The organism is Citrobacter sp. W9, from assembly GCF_026719375.1.
Taxonomy (GTDB): Bacteria; Pseudomonadota; Gammaproteobacteria; order Enterobacterales; family Enterobacteriaceae; genus Citrobacter; species Citrobacter werkmanii.
In genome coordinates, this window is sequence record NZ_JAPPTE010000034.1 from 1 (window position 1) to 16,162 (window position 16,162).

Below are 16,162 nucleotides of genomic sequence, written 5' to 3' on the forward strand. Positions count from 1 at the left end.
GCTATCGACTGAAGCAGAAACGAAAGGCCGGGGTTATAGCTGAAGCTAATCCTGAGTAAACAAGGTGGATCAATATTAAACCGTTGGTGGTGGCGGTAAGTGGATCACTTTTTACCCGTTGTTGACAATTTCGAAGGAACACGATCGCCATTGCCATCTTTGTAGTCGTAGGAACGTGATTTGTTACCCGTCAAACGTAAATACCCGTCTTCACTCCCAAGGCTGATATCAGCATTTTCATCCCAGCGGTTGTTGGATGCGGCAAGCAGGCTGGCTGTTCCCTGAATGCCTGGTTTGTCAAAGCGTGGCTGCTCCCGCTCAAAACGGATGGTCCCTGCCGAATTACCCGGCCCCCAGAGCACGGTTTCAGGCCCTTTGATCAGCGTCAGAAGATCAAAACTCTCCGGTGAGATATAGGAGCTGGGCGCATCCATTCGGGCAGGACATGCTCCCAGCATCTCACCGTTGTTTGTTAAAAGGCGAAGCCGCGAGCCGAACATGCCGCGAAAAACAGGATCGCCGTTTGTGCCACCATTACGGATTTGCGAGAATCCTGGAATCGTTTTCAGATAGTCAGATCCATCACTTGCAGGTACAGGCTGTCGTGGTGTTTTAGGTGAAGTAACAACCTCCATTGGAGAAGAGACCGGTGCAGTGACGATCATGACGGAGTCATCCTGCATTTGCATATGGTTGTGTTGTTCTTCAGCTACTGCGGTATTAGCCAGTAGAGCCATAAAGACCAGATAAACGAGCGGAGTGCGCACAAAATCGTGTTTTTTCATTACAAACCCTATTATTTTCGGCATAACCCACTATGGCTCATCAATGGATAAACCAGCGTTATGCAAATTTTTTATAAGTTGTCAGATTGCAGAGAAAAAACAGCAGGAGGAGCGCGTGCTTGTTGAGGGGGCCAGGTTCGAAGCACTGGAAGGAAAACTGCATTAGGTACAGGCGGCCATTGGACTAACGGCAACAACAGACACAGGAGGGTTGTTAGGATGACCAGAACAAACGGGAGATGGATCAGAAGATCGCAATAACCGCAGGCTATCACCTCCATAGGTGACATCGCCTGCTCGGACATCATCCGGTGGCCCATATCTGGCATAGTCTGGCAAGGTTCTGACATGATCGCGCGGTGATGCATATCAGACATGTTCATCACTGTGACGTTATGATGTTCACAGAAAGTTTGGTGAGAAATCGACTTTGAGATAACCGGCGCAACAAACAGCATGGCAATCGAAATGAGTGCCAGCCACGCTGCAATGCTATTCTTAGAAAAACGCCGGGACACAATGTTACCGCTTATTGGTTATTTTGGCGCAAGTGTATCTGATTTAGCTTTTAAATGTTACATAATGTAAAAATAAGTTGCAGAGGAAGACCACAATTGCGACGGATGTCGCAATTGTGGTACAGCTGAACGTCCTGCTGAATAATTTTATCCGCCGATAGGCTGGTAACCCTACCACTCAGCTTTATCACGCGTTTCTGTGGCTCAGACTACTATCCCACTTGCACCTGAGCAAAGAACCAGGGTACCTGAAGAACAGCTTGAGCTGGCAAACTATCACAAAACCACCAACAGTTATCGCTTTTACCGGCGTCCGAGCCTGCTAAAATCTGGCCCTGACCAGGTTACCGCCATTGAGGTAGTGCTCAGATTACCTGATGCGTTGGGAATATTTGTTCTATTGCTCAGGCTGTAATGCGATCCTGTTCGAGGCCATCATGACCGACGGGAGGGCATAAGCCTGAAAAACTTCTGTACATGCTGACAGGTCGCCCGTCACCATAAATTCAACCGGCGCAACCAGTTTCCCCTCATCCGAAAATCCATGGATCAGAGCTGACTTTCTTACCAGAAGTACATCCGTATCGCTGTATTCCTGGACCAGAAGCGCTTCATTGTCCCAGTCGCCGTCACTCACAACCGCATTTACCCAGCCCTGCGATTTAAGTTGCCTGATAGCACAAGTCAGCCCGTACAAATCAGACTGAGCGGGTGCAGAGACTGTGCTGGATGACCACAAATATTTAAGACGACTGAATAAGCCAGCGGCAGGGCCTTTTTGGCGCCCAAGTACCATCAGACTCTCAATATCGGATGCGATTGCACGCGGAAACCGTTTTTGCTTATACGCCATCGTTAACCAGCGCAGCAAAAATGCATGCGTACTGAGTGGCGACAACGCCTGACCATCCTGCTGAGCGGTACGCAAGGCCACAAGGGAGCACCATGCAAAATGCGCAAGTGCCTTGACAGTTTGTTCAGGCGGTAAGGTATCGTGAGTGTTTTTCATTCTGGAAGTATATCTACTCAGAATCCCCCCTGGAAGACCAGGACAAGGATTGCACGCCTAAAAGCAGAAGATTAGCAGCCTCTGCATTGTAGCAGCCATAACGGATCGCATCCGCGCTGTTTCCTCCTCACTCCTGTTCGTCGTTACAGGGAAAACGTCTGCTATAAGAAACGTGAGCGCAAGCGAATAACCATAATAAACTTAATGTCAAATATTGAAATGCAGCGTAGCCGCCCCAAAAAATACAGCAGCGGCATCACTCTGCTGCCGTGGTTAATCGTTTAAAAGGAAAGTGGTATGAGTCTGAAACCAGGTCCGAAACCCGTAGCTCCATCAACAGGAAAACCGGATCAACGCCGACGAGATAATAAAGATACTCCTGGCAACACTCCGGGACTAAAGCCAAGTAAGTCCACCGGGAAGTAAAAAAATCAGGGTATAAATCACTTATTTATACCCTGACTAATATCCAGTCTACTGAAGGTGTTTCTGCAGCCAGATGCACGTTCCTTCTATATCATACGCCTGTGCCCCATACCCTTTGGCAAGCAAAGTCTCTGGTAAATACTCGTCATATTTATCCAGATACTTGTCAGGAACAACTGCAGCAAGCTCAAACTCTGAAGGTAACCCCGATAATAGCATTTTCTTAAGTGCATGCTGGACAGAGGCAACGCTTGAATCTTCTACCTCTATCACACCTGCGAATGAACTGGCTTTAAAGCCACAACGTATAAGCAGGGACGTAATTGTATTGACAATTTTATCCCCCATCCACGGGATCACGTAGCAGTTCTGACCGCTGGTAATAAAACAGTCATTTTGTAGATTGTAGCGTTGGAAGTTGTTACTTCCTTCCGCAAAGAGGCTTCTGGCAGCGGCATCAGCATAATCGACTCTCTTGTTGCCTACCGCGATACGGTAATCATTTTCCCTGTAGATAGCGAGCATCTCCTGGCGAACAACATTATGAACAGACATCCCGCCACCACTGAATAGTGGTGGCTGCCCGCCTTTAGTCGCCTCAACATAGATAACCTTTTTTTCAACCTCGATCTCTGTCACTTTCCAGCGCCGTCCGCCGAAGATGATGTGCTGCTCAGGCAAAAGTGGGGAGTCTACAGGCACTGTGCCAAGAGTTCGGTTTCCCGTTACAATGCGAAACTCCTCAGGTGTATTGAATACGGCATAAAACGTGTAGTGATTAGTCAGCTTCTCCCCCTCAGCCCCGACAACTATTTCACCGCTGGCAAGTTGAGTGAGCAGGCCACATATCCCCATATGTTTAAGCAGACTTTTGAAGTCATTTATATCCACATTCCGGAACGGACCCGTCTGGCAAAGTTGTGACCAGAGCTGATCGGCACGAACTCCGCCCCATTGCGCAGTAATAGCAAGGATCTGGTGTAGCAGTGTGGAGTAATGTTTCTGCCGGACATCTGCAGGCTCGAACCAGCGTTTAGAGATCATCAACCTGATCATTGCCATCGCCTGAACCAACTGCAGCCGTAAATGATCCACAATGCTGCTGGTTGCGGTAAGTTCAGGTTCAGTAATTAACATTCTCAGCACCGATGGGGAATCGCGCCGCCCTGAACGACCCATGCGTTGACGCAGACTGGAAACAGAATGCGGAGGTGTCACTTGTATGACAGACTGCACCTTACCAATATCAATACCCAGCTCCAGCGTCATTGTACAAACAGCGGTTGTGGGCAAATTCCCTTTCTGCAGTCGGGTTTCAAGCGTCTCACGTAACTCCCTGGCAAGGGAACCATGATGAGGAAAGAATTCATTAGGAACGACATTTGCTTCACACATGTCGCTCAGTGTTGCCGCTATGCTTTCAGTACGCTTTCGACTGTTAGCAAAGACCAGGTGGGAATCGCCACGGCAGAGCCTGAAAATATCCGCGCAGACGAGCTGCTCAGCAGAGATCTGGAGCTCTTCTCCTTTTTCGGGCATCCGCTCAAGATAACCTTTAACCTGAACCTGTAGTGTGGCTGTGCTATTACTGTCTGTTACCGTTTCACAAGGTAATCTCTTATCCGGGCGCAATAGTTCTGGCACTTTTTCCAGCTCTCCCAGAGTGGCACTCAACGCGACACGGGGAACTGGATTTAACTGGCGTCCTAGCACATGGTCAACTCTATTAAGCAGAGAAAGCAGTTGTATACCACGCTCTGAGCCAATAAAAGCGTGGAACTCATCAATAACAATGTATGCCACTGAAGAAAACGCCTGTTTGAGCCAACCCAATGAGTTTATGAGCAAAGACTCAAGTGACTCAGGTGTGATAAGTAAGATACCAGACGGGCTTGTCCGTGCTTTCTTCTTTTTGCTTTGTGATACATCCCCGTGCCAGGGCGTCACTTGCATTTCCAGGGCTTCACCTAGGCTCTCAAGACGACGGTGCTGATCGTTAATCAATGCCTTCAACGGACTGATATAGATAATGCCAAATCCATCAGTGAGATCTGCAATCGCCGAACAGGCAGGAAGAAAGAAAGCCTCTGTTTTACCCGCTGCTGTACCTGCACTAATTAGTACATCACGATCACGGGCTAAAATTGCCGGAATAGAACTTTCCTGCAAGGGCCTTAATGATGACCAGCCCTGCTTATAAACCCACTTACGGACACGGGGATCGAGACTATTGTAGGCGCTGCTCATAGTCTGAAATTCGCCAGGCCATCATCGCCATCGCTTTCCTCCACAATGGCGTCATCTATATCGCTAGGCTTGTCTTCTTCAATCGCCACCCCCTCGATGAGCGCTTGCCAGTTCATCGTTCTGTTTTGTTCCAGCACAGCCAGCATATCCAGAAAGCCTTTTATGGTATTGCGGGGAGTTCGAAAGTAAGCATCTCCGATGGTTTTGCTGCAGTGATGCAGAAACCCGGTCAGAGCATCATCTGGCACCAGATAATTTGCGGGATCTCCACCAGCATAAACATGACGAAGATTTTTCAGTAAAATATACAGTTCCTCAGGAGTGAGGCTGGCAAGATGCAGCGTGGGAGACGAGTAGTCAATTACGCCTGCTTTCTGTGCGAATCGGTTTTCTGCCAGACGCGACTGGAGCGCTTCATAGCTGTATAGCCCCTTACGTGGATCGAAAAGAAACTCTGGCGTCCCCCCGAGGATAAAACCAATATTTTCGGCGGAGCCTTGCAGGCAGTCATTCAGGATCCGCAAAATTTGTTCGTAGTTGGCCGTTCTTGCTTGCGTATTATTCAACTTGAAGAGGTTCACCATCTCATCGAGGCTAACTAAAAGTCCGGCATAGCCTGCCTGACGGACAAAAAGGCTCATCAACTTCAAAGAATCATAGAACGAGGCGTCTGAGATAATCGTTCGGACGTCAAGATCATTACGGGCATCAGTTTTTGTGGTGTACTCGCCCCGCAACCAGCGAATGGCATTGGATTTTAAGGTTTCATTATCCTGCTCATGCCCTCGCCAGAATGCGTCAATGACCTTCGCAAAGTCATATCCGCCCACCATATCTGACAAAGCAGCAAGGCGTTTATGAATAACGGATGAGACCTGGGAGCCGTTCGCATCAGCTTCCTTCCTTGCCTCAGTAACAAACCTTTCCACAACGCTAAGTAACGCATTGCCATCTGGTTTGTTTCTGGTGGACATATTTTTCATAAGCTCTGAGTAGAGATTACGAGCCTGACCTCCCGATGAGTGAATACGTCTGTCGGGAGAAAGGTCTGCACTAACCGTGACCAGCTTCTTCTCTAACGCAATAGACCGTACAACACTTAAAAAGAACGTTTTCCCGGAACCATACTCACCAATGATAAGTCTGAAGCTTGCCCCGCCATCTGCAATCCGTTCAATATCCTGATGGAGGGCTGTTATCTCATTCACGCGGCCAACCTGGATATGCTGAATACCTATCCTTGGCGTTACTCCCGACTTAAGTGACTGAATAATAGCGTCGCGCTCTTTCACTCTTATACGTGTTACAGACATTCACTAACCCTCTAATTCTTTGGCTATTTCCAGGTCAACCCAAATGTGATCATCAGCATCTTCCAGCACTGGTGCATCAACCACCGCATAGGACCAATCGTTGATCACCTCAAGCGCACCGCCGAGCATCAGGTTCCAGTTACTGCACAACTCTGTCGCCTCTTTTCTGGACCATTGTTCTTTCTCCAGCAACCTGCGATAAAGTTGGCTATGAGCGGAGTCAAGTTCACCTTCCCCGGTTAATGGGGCTGGAGCGCTTTCTGGTTGTTCTGGTTCTTCTTCAGTGAAAATCGAGTTCAGTAATTTACGAACATCATCAGTGGCAGATTCGTGGCGGGCAAGTACGTTGGCATCCAGTGTAAACCCTGCCGTCGACTGATTAGCTGGTACAGATGAAACGAGAGCAGTTTCAGGTGCGGAATGCTGATGGATATTGCTTGATACGGATGAGGGATCCAGCCCCAGGCTTGTATAAATCTTCTCAAGCTGTTTGATTTCGGCAGGCGTAATTCTGCCATCAGAGCAAGCAACACTAACGATAACCTTACCTACAGCTGATTTTTCCGCAGCACCAAGTAATTCAATCCGGCTTTTCATTCCCGTCATATTCGCCGGAGTATGAAGCTGCCACGTTAAATATGCGTGCAGAGAGCGCTTTTCATCATCGCTGAAGCTGGCATTGTTGTTGATGGCATTTTCAAGCGCTTTCTGTTCGGCTCGATCGAGAGAATTGTCAATCAAGGCGACTACCGAACCTAATCGGAGCGTCAATACAGTTGTGATAAATTCAGGAGAAGGAGAGAAGCGTCCACTTTCACCAGCAGGGAATATAACAAGAACACCATCAATATCTGCTTTTACGTGGTGGTAATAGGGGTCAGGAGCCAGACAATACCCCATTTTCTGTGCAAAGGCCTGCATCAAGTCGGCCTCTTTTTTATTGATCTTCGCCGGACAGGTAGCATTCATCTGTGACCAGTAGTCAGCAACTGAAACAACTCCACCCTTACTGAGGATCGCGTCATCAGCCCAGTGTTTGAATGCACTTAATATTTTATCTGCGCTTTCGTTAACGATTTCTGAAGGCAGCAACAAAATTGCAGCGGTATCATTTGCTGAAGTGCCTTTTCTACCAAGGTAACGACTGTAAGCATCCAGTTCATCTGTGCATATATCGGCAAGGATCATAAGCTTCTGAACAGGGCCTTTCAATGCACTTGGATCAGGCAAGTCTGGAACAGGAAGCTGAATACCTCGCAAACTGGGACTCGCAGGCGTGTAATCTAAACGCAGACGCGCTTTATTCGGCTTCACTACCATCCCTTCACCGTATTTAAGGGTGTAACGCCGTTTAAAAAGTGCAGCAAATTCTTTCGCGCAGCGGCGGGCGGGGGTTCGTAATGAGTATTCAGTATGATTTGTCACCCACGTCAGAGCCAGATCAGCTGGCACCGGAGCTCCTGCCTCAACAGTCTTTGCCAGGATTAGCCTGAACTGCATGCTATTGCTGAACTCAGAATCGTTGCCAAGAGCTGCTGCAAGATTTTCGTTCGGACGAAGAATGGACATCGCTTCAAGTAACTGGGACGAGTAGTTCCGGAAAGATCGGTTTTCATTGAAAACCGATCTGAGATGGCAGATCTCTTTGAAAAGAGAATAGAACTCATCGTCAGCTATATTGTTATCTCTGCTGTCAACAAGCGCCCGTCTTTCCAGACCATACAGATAAATAAAAACGTAACCAATTGGGCAAGATGTGTCACATCTGTCGCTGGCAAGCCAACTCAGGTACGCGCCACGTGCTTCAGGTGAAAGTGAGGAAAAGCTGGGCCAGTACCCTAATGAACTATCTTCGTAGATGTAAGGTGTGGGGTATATCTTAAGCGTGTCGTCAATTAGCGATACCTCTCTACTATCATCATAATAACCGCCTGAGTTATGCCCGGCAGGGTTCATTCGCTGCCCAAGATAGAAGTAGCCACCGGTAACCTCTACCCCACCGACTGTGATCACCTCCCCCGGTAAAATCCAGCGAGCCAAAGCACCGGTAGTTTTTGAGAAATTCTGACGTTGAGTGGCTGTTATGCTGTATTCGACATTCCGTCCGCCACTTAGTGTAAACGTAGCCAGATTGTCATCTTCGTTGTCCTCGTTGTGCATTACAGACTGATTTTTTTTGTTGTTAGCAAGCCATTCTTTAGGTGGTGCTTTCACAGGAGCGGAAGTATAAGAGCCCGCGGACTTAGTTTTCTTCTTTTTGAAAAAAAGAATATAAATCAAATAAATAGCTACTATAAATATCCAGAACTCCATGAGGCAGTAACCTTAAAAATAGCTTTTCACGAACACCGAAAGGATGGCGATGGGAAGTGGATTAATCTCAAAATAATACTTCTAAATTACAAAGGTTAAAAGCAAATCACAACCTTTCCTAACCTCCGCTTTTCGCTTGCTACGGCCCCTGCTGAGCATGAATTTCGTATATGTCCATAATCGAACATTGATAATACAGAAACCATGGCTGAAATGTGGTACCAGACCCTCACCTGATGCCTGCCAGCATCGCACCTCGCTTCATGTCTAACCTCTCTGTTAGCCCGGCATGGTCAATGGTTCTGTTGACAATGGTGCTACTTTCCAATACGTTAAACACAAGGTTAGCGCGACCAGGCAGCTCACGGCCAAAGCGGAATGCAGCGCAGACTTATCAAATCTTTTTTGGTTAAGTGTCTTTGATTCTTATGGTTCGTGAGCACATAAGACAGATAAGAGACTTAAACCATGAAACGACTCCCCACATGCGCAGAAGCAAAAGCCCACGCTAAATACCTTTCACGGTCGCTCAATATCAATCTAAGCTAAGCTACGCTCGCGATGCAGTGGCATTACGTTATAACTGCCATAACTGGTCGGAACTCAGCACAGTATTTGGTCAGCTTAGCGATAAGTACATGTCGTGCTATGGCCTTGCCAGCCATGAAGAAAAGCGTGTTTTTAGCCAGCTTCTGGCACCGTATATCGCAGAATTGCAAAATGCCATTCACCCTGACCGCCATGTGCCGGAAAGCTTGATACGTAAGATGGCTGAAGGCCATATTTCCCGGGTATCCGGTAAAGTCATGTCGGCTGTAATACGTGAATGCGAGGATTCTCCTCCCACGACAGTTAAAGACATCATTGAACTGCTTGAATTTTATGATGAAACGGCCAGCCGGGTATTAGCAGGGCACCACCAACAGATCTCGACCAATAATCCCTGGCTGGAACCTTGGGTATTTGGTGTGCGCTTTTATGCCTATTACCACTTTAATGGCAAGCAGGTCACCATCTTAAGCCGGGAGTGGGATTTAGATATTCATGATGCCTACCTGCCACATTCACGTGGCAGAGTATTTTCACGTCCATGGTTTCAGGACTATATGATCGGCTATCTGGCCTACCTCGTGAAGTAATTTATCGGATTGGGTTACGACGGTACCGTTAAGATTTGTTGCATTAATAATTACAGCGCGCTGGATTACCATCAGAAAAAAGCAGCCCCCAACGGTCGTGTGGGGCTCAATCACTTATACAGAGAGTTACTTAATCGCGGGGGAGAAGAAAAGTGGTCGTTTAGTCAAAATGGTCATAAACATGATTTTGGTATCGAGCTCCCGTTTGCCGCATTGACCTCATTGAAGAAAGGAAGAAAATGAGATGAACAAAGCCGGAAAAATAGCGTATTCATGGCTAAAGGCACAGAGCGATAGCGAAAAAATTCGATTTATTGCACAAGCGCTGGGGAGTATCGAATATCAGGCGTTTATAAAAAAACATCAGCCTGAAAAACAGCATGCCCACAATCTACCTTTAAGTTTTTTGAAATGGTATTTGCCTCAGAAACTAGTGGCCTCCTATCACGGCAAGGAGATCGGCCTGAGAAGTATGCCGGAGACGGTTGGCGATAAGCTGGAAATTCGGCATGCCTGGATGCCAACAGGACAGTTTGCTCCTTCGCGCCATGGATCTTACATACCGCTGGGAACCCACTTTGTTTGTACTGCTCTGATGCAACCCTTTTTGCAAAAACAGCAGGAAAAATGTCTGGAGCAGTCCTGGCAGGCAGCGCTTCTCCTGCTTCTGTCGCCTGATATCAGTAATGACAATGAATTCACCGCTCCATGGCTGGATTACGAGCCCTATCTCAATGATGAAACAGATGTGTACTTTTTACTGGATGAACCTAAGGAAAGAGTCAAGATTGGAATATCAGGAAATCTCAGGCAACGCGTGGATACCTTGAAGCAACAACATAATACCAGCCTGCGTCTTATCTCCATAATACCTGCAGGGGGTATTGAGACAGAATCTGCATTACATCTTTTCTTCAAAAAATACAGGTTGGATCAGAAGGGACTTGGCAGAGAGTGGTTTTCTTATACGGATGAATTACGAGAATTTATCAATACCCTGAACACCTATGCAATCAGGAGCCACTGCCTAAGAGCTTACGGCATTATCTGACATAAGGTCGTATCTTTAGGGCCCGTGGCGCTACGCATCTACAGATTTGAAAAATCGATTATTTAACCCCTGTGCCGTATGTAACCATTAAGCCAGTACAGGTCTGGCAAAGCCAGGCAACAACGTGGCAGAATGAACGCTACAAGCTATCTGTCTTGGCAAGAGAAATTATATCTTCTTCGGGGGCGATCACGGTGGTGAGCGTGGAGCACTGCTGTACAGCCTGATCGGGACGTGTAAACTGAACGGAGTGGAGCCAGAAAGCTACCTCCGCTATGTCCTTGACGTCATTGCTGACTGGCCGATAAGCCCCTGCTCATCCCCACTTACCGTGCACTGAATCGCGCGAGAAATAGTACTTTTCCCGGTACCGTTCGGCGCAAATTTAATATTTAGTTTATTTTCTTCCAGAGTGATATTTGCTTTATCGATGTTATTACAGCAATTAATTTTAATCTCCATACCTATTCCTTTACGGCAAATACACTGAGCAGACCACGCAAATTACAGACCTGATTAATTATTTAAACTAAGACCTGTCCGTACAAGTACAGTTTTAATATCTGGTAAAGCACTTTGCGCTCACTCTTGGTACCAGCAGCGCTGGAGTTGTTGTTTTATAGGGAGTAGGTATACCGCTTGTGAGGTTTTTTTTGTTAAGCTGGCATTTGTAAAGGCACAATAGGCGTTGTTCCCGCTGGCGGAGCGAGCCTTGGCGTGGAGGATGCGCAGCTGCTGGCTGAGGCCATCCGCCCCGTGATCCCTGTGGTCTGGGAAACGATTGAGGCGGGCACGTTGCACCTTGTATTCAGGTGGACTGACAAACCATTGTCTCGCGGCCCGGCGGCTGGTATGACGTCCTGTGCCTGCACCTGCTGATCACCTGCGAGGATTTTATCGTGCCGTTCGGCTGGCCTCATTTATCGGAGCTGTTGGGCCTGCTCACCCTGTATGCCCGCCCCCGGAGGCGCTGGCCTATGGCCACCACGTCATGTTCTCACCGCCGGGCAATACTTTAAAGGATGGTTCTTCTGCCACATGAGGACCTTGAGACCCTGGTTCACGAACTGATTGTGCGCTGCAGCGATGGCGTACTGACCGATGTGCTGAACGGCCTATGCGGCCTGTACGGTAATTTGTAAGGAGCAATTTGTGTACAATAACCTTCCCGCCCTTAGCGACAGCATTCTGTGGGATAATGGTCTTTTGGCAACCGCCTATTCAGCCTTAGATGCTGAAGCTCTGAGGGACGCGCTCAGTAATTATCTCCACGCCGTCAGCTCACTTCGCAGCGAGTGGCATATCCCCGAGCACTCTCCGCTCAGTCTATGGATTACCCGCCACGACCAGGTAGCACTATATCGTCCCGGATTGCTGTCAGCTGAGCGCATTATCCTGACCGATGCGCTGGAGGAAGCGGCATTACGGCTTGAAATTGTAGAATCATCCCAGGCGATGGATCATCTGGTACATAAGGCAGAAACCGACAGGCTGGGAGATATCAGAACCGGTGTGGCACAGTTCATACGTTTTGTTAAGGATAATTTTGTTTTAATTCAGGCAGGTTTCATTGCTTTCACGCCTTGTGAATCAGCAAGACATGAACAGCAGCGCAAGATGCAGCTCCTGCAGGATAACCCCGATCGGAATTTCCTTCACAGCGTGATGCCTCCGGCAGTGGTTCAGCTATATGAGCGACGCCTCGCCGTGCGCGGCATCAAACGAGTAGGCGATGAGGGGCATTTCAGGTTCGTGTCAGAAAAAACATTGCCCGACGAAATCATGCTGGAATTACGAGATTGTCTCAGTCCTTTCACAAACGGGTATGTTTATCAGGAAATGCAGCCGTACCAGATAAACGAAGACGGGACGTTTATAGCAAGGATCACACGTGGTAAACATGAAAGCCGTAAAGGTTACGAGCGATGGGTTAACGGAGCCAAGAATCGCAGCATCTACTTTCATTATCGCGGTCTTCTTACTGATATCAGTCAGTCAGCCCGGGTTGGTGCCTCATTCGTTACTCGTTGTACGCTCCAGAGCAAAATACTTCAGAAACTGGATGAATCGGGCAGACTTTCACGCCGGATGCTAGAAATTGATCTTCCGTTTCTGCGGCACCTGTCTTTACACGACATTTTTCACATCCGTACCGATTATGAGCCTAGCGTGACAGCCTTCAGGCGTTCTTTGCGTGACTGTGCAGTCGAAATGGAGCGTGCGTCCGGGCCAGATGAGATCCGCTTGCTACAGCAGCGTTTCCAGGAACGTATTGCGGATGAAGGGCTGGATGAGCTTCGACAGAAACTCAGCATATGGAAGCGAAGAAGTATACAGGACACTGCTCTGCTCGCCGTTCCGGCTGTGCTGGGTTATATGGGGGCACCTTCATTGCTGAATATGGCCGCTGGAGCAGTCAGTCTTCTGCAGGCTGCGCTGGGTGCTCACCGTCACCATCAGGATGTTACCCACCATCCGTCTTGGTTTCTACTGCGCACAACAGCTATTAAGTGCCTGAAAGAGTAGTAATCAGACCGGACTCAGGGATCAATTCATCAGCTTGGAATTATTTCATGACTTAATTTTGCCAGCTCCTTTCTGGAAGATTAAGTCATGAAGCCATACAGAACGCTCACTTCTGAAAACCTTGGTTTTTATATGGTGGAATGATAATGTAAGATAATGTTTTATATATCAAAGGAAACACCATGAGCCACAGGGAGTTGTTCAGCGAATTCCTGGATAATTTAAACCTTGACCTTAAACAGGCCAAAAAGATCAGTTATCACTATCGGAAGATAACCAAATCACTGAACCTTGCATTCAGAGGCACAAATTCCCGGGTGGCGAACCGATTAAAAGTGGGGTCTGTAGGCAGACATACAGCAATACAAGGCATATCCGATCTGGATATGCTTTATATTATGCCGCCGAATCAGTATGAATATTATAACCGTAAGGATAACGGTCAGTCTGCATTGCTTACAGATGTCAGAAATATTCTGGCGGAAGAATATCCTAACCAGACGGTGAAAAAGGACAGATTGGTCGTACAGGTCGTCTTTAAAAACTTTCATGTCGAGGTTCAACCTGTATTCAAACAGGATGACGGTAGCTTTAAATTTCCGGAAAGCTACAATGGAGGAGCATGGCGAATTACAAAACCCCTTCACGAAAAGGCGGCCATGACCGAGTTTTCGCGAGATAAATCCAACAATTTGCGCAAGCTATGCAAAATGGTCAGAGCCTGGAAGAACCTGCATGGTGTCAATATGGGGGGCTTGCTGATAGACACACTGGCGTATCGCTTTCTTTCATCAACTTCAGATTATGACAATACTGGAAATGGCAGGTTGGGTTATCTCTCAAGAGACTTTTTTGAATATCTGTCAAACGAGGAGAAGAGGGAACGGTATCTCGCGTTAGGCAGTAATCAGTATGTACGTGTTAAATCCCCCTGGTTTGGCCGGGCAGCGAAACACGCGTATGAATTATGCTGTGATGCCCTAGATGCTGAAGGGGCCGCCAGTGAAAATGACCGCTGGCGAAAAGTGTTTGGACGAGCCTTCCCCAGACGTAAGGTTGATGTTTTTGAAGCCCGTCTTGGGCTGGAATCGCGAGCGACAGATGCTACTGGCTGGGCCGATACCGAAGAGTTTATAGAGAACAAATATCCGGTGGATATCAGATACTCCCTCAACCTTGACTGTACCGTAACCCAGGATGGTTTCTCTCCCAGAAGTCTAAGGGAAATGCTTACCAGAAGATTCCGCCTCTCAGCTCGAAAATCTCTCCTTTTCCGGGCAGACCTTACAGAAATGGAGGCAGAGGAACCCTACACCGTTATGTGGAAGGTACTGAACGTGGGTGGTGAAGCGCGCAGAAGAAATATGATCCGGGGGCAGATCGTACCGGACGCTGGCTACTGTACGAAGAAAGAGTCTACCGACTTCAGGGGTGATCACGTAGTAGAATGCTATGTGATCAAAAATGAGGTTATGGTTGCCCGCGCCCAGATTGAAGTTCCCATTAGCTGAGGTTTTTATGACGCAATCAGACATGCTGAAATTAATCGCCCGACACGGTTATAACGTCGGGTTTGGCGCTAAGAAAAACTTTGCCACCTATGATCTGATTTGCAAGGCATCCGGGTGGATTAGCTTTATTTCTCTTGCTGTCGGTGTGTTTGCTCTTTTCATTCCTGAGTTGGCTACAAACGTCATCTCTGCAATATTAATAATATTTGGTGTGGCTACCATGTACATTCAGTTTTATGACTCGGATAAACAGAGTTACGAAACTGCGGGTATTGAGCAGACCAAAATTTTTAATGAACTTGAAGTCATCTACCGCAATGTGAAAAGCGAGGCCGACTTTGACTATCAGAACACACAGCAATCCATCGACGCTATCATGTCTCGGTTCTACGGCACAGTCATCAGCAAACAGATCTTCGGAAGTAACTGGTATGCACATTATAAATTTTACTGTGAATTTGAGAAAACATGGGTTGAAGAAGAACTGAACCTGACACTGAAGGACAAAATTCCGATTTCATTTTGTTTTCTGGCAGGTCTGGCGATCATTTTCACTATAGCAGCCCTCTGGAAAACGTCTTGATACCGCACCAATGGGAAATCCAGTAAGCTGACCGGCAAAGATGCGATGTATAGCTGGTGTCATCATCCAGTTTACGTTTAATAAAATATCTGCAGGTCAATCCGTACTTTGGGCCTTTCCGTTGTTTTGCCTGCTCAGCATGGGTTGTCATCCCTCGGTTTCACGGTGCGGTTGCTGAACTGAAAACCACCAGTCGGGGGTAGTGGTCAACAACTTGCTGCAGGAAATCGTGTATATTTATCTCATCCGCAGCAATATCAACGGCCGGGATGGTTGGGTTATGTTTCATAGTGTATTTACTCTGTTGTTTCGCAGTAAATATATAAAGGCGGGCAACACCATCTGAGCTCAATAGAATACGGTCACCCACCATGCTGGGCCTCTGGCGATTAAAATCCCCGTATACCTGTCGACAGCGAGGAGGATGCTCTGTAACGGCAACGGCTCACACGCTTTCTGTCCATCTCTGAACCCGGCCGGTGAATCAATTGCCAGCCTGTATCATTCTGCGTCACCACTACAGGGATATGGCAGGAGCCGCAGCGCAGTGGTCTGGCATGCAGGACAATGAGTTCATCGATGGCTACCCACTCCCCATCATCGGTAATCACATATTCGGTTGGTCTGAATGAATTAACCATCGTCAGCAAGCTCCTGATGTTGATGCTGCTATGCGTGTGTCTTCAGATGGTCGCTGGGCTGGATTATTGACCGGGCATATATAGTTCTCCCCCCAGGCGG

At 47.7% G+C, this 16,162-nt stretch carries 13 protein-coding genes and 2 pseudogenes; 6 read left to right on the plus strand and 9 right to left on the minus strand.

Annotated features, from left to right (window positions below; all coding sequences use genetic code 11):
• Positions 1-128: 128 nt before the first annotated feature.
• The 6 genes and pseudogenes from OOJ59_RS26390 to OOJ59_RS26415 form a co-directional block, all read right to left on the minus strand.
• Positions 129-785, minus strand: a pseudogene (locus OOJ59_RS26390) (TonB-dependent receptor plug domain-containing protein); the annotation flags it as partial.
• Between the two features lie 71 nt (positions 786-856).
• Complete coding sequence (locus tag OOJ59_RS26395) at positions 857-1,303, minus strand: DUF2946 domain-containing protein (RefSeq protein ID WP_071945999.1); 447 nt, start codon at positions 1,301-1,303, stop codon at positions 857-859.
• 397 nt (positions 1,304-1,700) lie between these two features.
• Positions 1,701-2,312 (minus strand): DUF2913 family protein, encoded by a 612-nt coding sequence (locus OOJ59_RS26400; protein ID WP_094168984.1) that lies wholly within the window; start codon positions 2,310-2,312, stop codon positions 1,701-1,703.
• A 474-nt stretch (positions 2,313-2,786) separates the two neighbouring features.
• Entirely contained in the window at positions 2,787-4,985 is a 2,199-nt protein-coding gene (locus OOJ59_RS26405) for a DEAD/DEAH box helicase (protein WP_094168983.1), read from the minus strand.
• Positions 4,982-6,298 carry an ATP-binding protein gene (locus OOJ59_RS26410; protein ID WP_094168981.1) on the minus strand — a complete coding sequence of 439 codons (1,317 nt, stop codon included), beginning with the start codon at positions 6,296-6,298 and terminating at the stop codon, positions 4,982-4,984. Before OOJ59_RS26410 ends, OOJ59_RS26405 begins: the two co-directional genes overlap by 4 nt.
• 3 nt (positions 6,299-6,301) lie before the next feature.
• Positions 6,302-8,611, minus strand: a complete 2,310-nt coding sequence (locus OOJ59_RS26415) for a tellurite resistance TerB family protein (RefSeq protein ID WP_094168980.1) — start codon at positions 8,609-8,611, stop codon at positions 6,302-6,304.
• A 566-nt stretch (positions 8,612-9,177) separates the two neighbouring features.
• On the opposite strand from OOJ59_RS26415, the gene OOJ59_RS26420 reads away from it, so the two are divergent.
• The 3 genes and pseudogenes from OOJ59_RS26420 to OOJ59_RS26430 form a co-directional block, all read left to right on the plus strand.
• On the plus strand, positions 9,178-9,750 hold the full coding sequence (locus tag OOJ59_RS26420) for a hypothetical protein (protein ID WP_226809243.1): 573 nt from the start codon (positions 9,178-9,180) through the stop codon (positions 9,748-9,750).
• Positions 9,751-9,994: 244 nt separating this feature from the next.
• Positions 9,995-10,801: a GIY-YIG nuclease family protein gene (locus OOJ59_RS26425; RefSeq protein WP_094168978.1), complete on the plus strand. Its 807-nt coding sequence runs from the start codon at positions 9,995-9,997 to the stop codon at positions 10,799-10,801.
• A gap of 100 nt (positions 10,802-10,901) precedes the next feature.
• Positions 10,902-11,141: pseudogene (locus OOJ59_RS26430) on the plus strand (transposase domain-containing protein); the annotation flags it as partial.
• On the opposite strand, the gene OOJ59_RS26435 reads toward OOJ59_RS26430, so the two are convergent.
• A complete protein-coding gene (locus tag OOJ59_RS26435) occupies positions 11,075-11,263 on the minus strand; it encodes a hypothetical protein (protein WP_094168976.1) in 189 nt (62 codons plus the stop codon). The pseudogene OOJ59_RS26430 and the gene OOJ59_RS26435 sit on opposite strands and share 67 nt — an antisense overlap.
• 690 nt (positions 11,264-11,953) lie before the next feature.
• On the opposite strand from OOJ59_RS26435, the gene OOJ59_RS26445 reads away from it, so the two are divergent.
• The 3 genes from OOJ59_RS26445 to OOJ59_RS26455 all read left to right on the plus strand — a co-directional run bounded on the left by OOJ59_RS26445 (position 11,954) and on the right by OOJ59_RS26455 (position 15,421).
• Positions 11,954-13,327 (plus strand): hypothetical protein, encoded by a 1,374-nt coding sequence (locus OOJ59_RS26445; protein ID WP_094168974.1) that lies wholly within the window; start codon positions 11,954-11,956, stop codon positions 13,325-13,327.
• A gap of 182 nt (positions 13,328-13,509) precedes the next feature.
• Positions 13,510-14,838: a nucleotide-binding domain-containing protein gene (locus tag OOJ59_RS26450; RefSeq protein WP_094168972.1), complete on the plus strand. Its 1,329-nt coding sequence runs from the start codon at positions 13,510-13,512 to the stop codon at positions 14,836-14,838.
• A gap of 7 nt (positions 14,839-14,845) precedes the next feature.
• Complete coding sequence (locus tag OOJ59_RS26455) at positions 14,846-15,421, plus strand: SLATT domain-containing protein (protein ID WP_137378771.1); 576 nt, start codon at positions 14,846-14,848, stop codon at positions 15,419-15,421.
• A 160-nt stretch (positions 15,422-15,581) separates the two neighbouring features.
• On the opposite strand, the gene OOJ59_RS26460 is transcribed toward OOJ59_RS26455, so the two are convergent.
• Together OOJ59_RS26460 and OOJ59_RS26465 are read right to left on the minus strand one after the other, a co-directional pair.
• On the minus strand, positions 15,582-15,794 hold the full coding sequence (locus OOJ59_RS26460; protein WP_094169368.1) for a hypothetical protein: 213 nt from the start codon (positions 15,792-15,794) through the stop codon (positions 15,582-15,584).
• Positions 15,795-15,810: 16 nt separating this feature from the next.
• On the minus strand, positions 15,811-16,062 hold the full coding sequence (locus OOJ59_RS26465) for a hypothetical protein (RefSeq protein ID WP_141201940.1): 252 nt from the start codon (positions 16,060-16,062) through the stop codon (positions 15,811-15,813).
• Between the last annotated feature and the right edge of the window lie 100 nt (positions 16,063-16,162).

Bases quoted from the DNA above. Each gene is read 5' to 3' on its own strand.
- OOJ59_RS26400 (WP_094168984.1), bottom strand. From the start codon at position 2,312: ATGAAAAACACTCACGATACCTTACCGCCTGAACAAACTGTCAAGGCA.
- OOJ59_RS26405 (WP_094168983.1), bottom strand. From the start codon at position 4,985: ATGAGCAGCGCCTACAATAGTCTCGATCCCCGTGTCCGTAAGTGGGTT.
- OOJ59_RS26410 (WP_094168981.1), bottom strand. From the start codon at position 6,298: ATGTCTGTAACACGTATAAGAGTGAAAGAGCGCGACGCTATTATTCAG.
- OOJ59_RS26415 (WP_094168980.1), bottom strand. From the start codon at position 8,611: ATGGAGTTCTGGATATTTATAGTAGCTATTTATTTGATTTATATTCTT.
- OOJ59_RS26425 (WP_094168978.1), top strand. From the start codon at position 9,995: ATGAACAAAGCCGGAAAAATAGCGTATTCATGGCTAAAGGCACAGAGC.
- OOJ59_RS26435 (WP_094168976.1), bottom strand. From the start codon at position 11,263: ATGGAGATTAAAATTAATTGCTGTAATAACATCGATAAAGCAAATATC.
- OOJ59_RS26450 (WP_094168972.1), top strand. From the start codon at position 13,510: ATGAGCCACAGGGAGTTGTTCAGCGAATTCCTGGATAATTTAAACCTT.
- OOJ59_RS26455 (WP_137378771.1), top strand. From the start codon at position 14,846: ATGACGCAATCAGACATGCTGAAATTAATCGCCCGACACGGTTATAAC.
- OOJ59_RS26460 (WP_094169368.1), bottom strand. From the start codon at position 15,794: ATGGTGGGTGACCGTATTCTATTGAGCTCAGATGGTGTTGCCCGCCTT.
- OOJ59_RS26465 (WP_141201940.1), bottom strand. From the start codon at position 16,062: ATGGTTAATTCATTCAGACCAACCGAATATGTGATTACCGATGATGGG.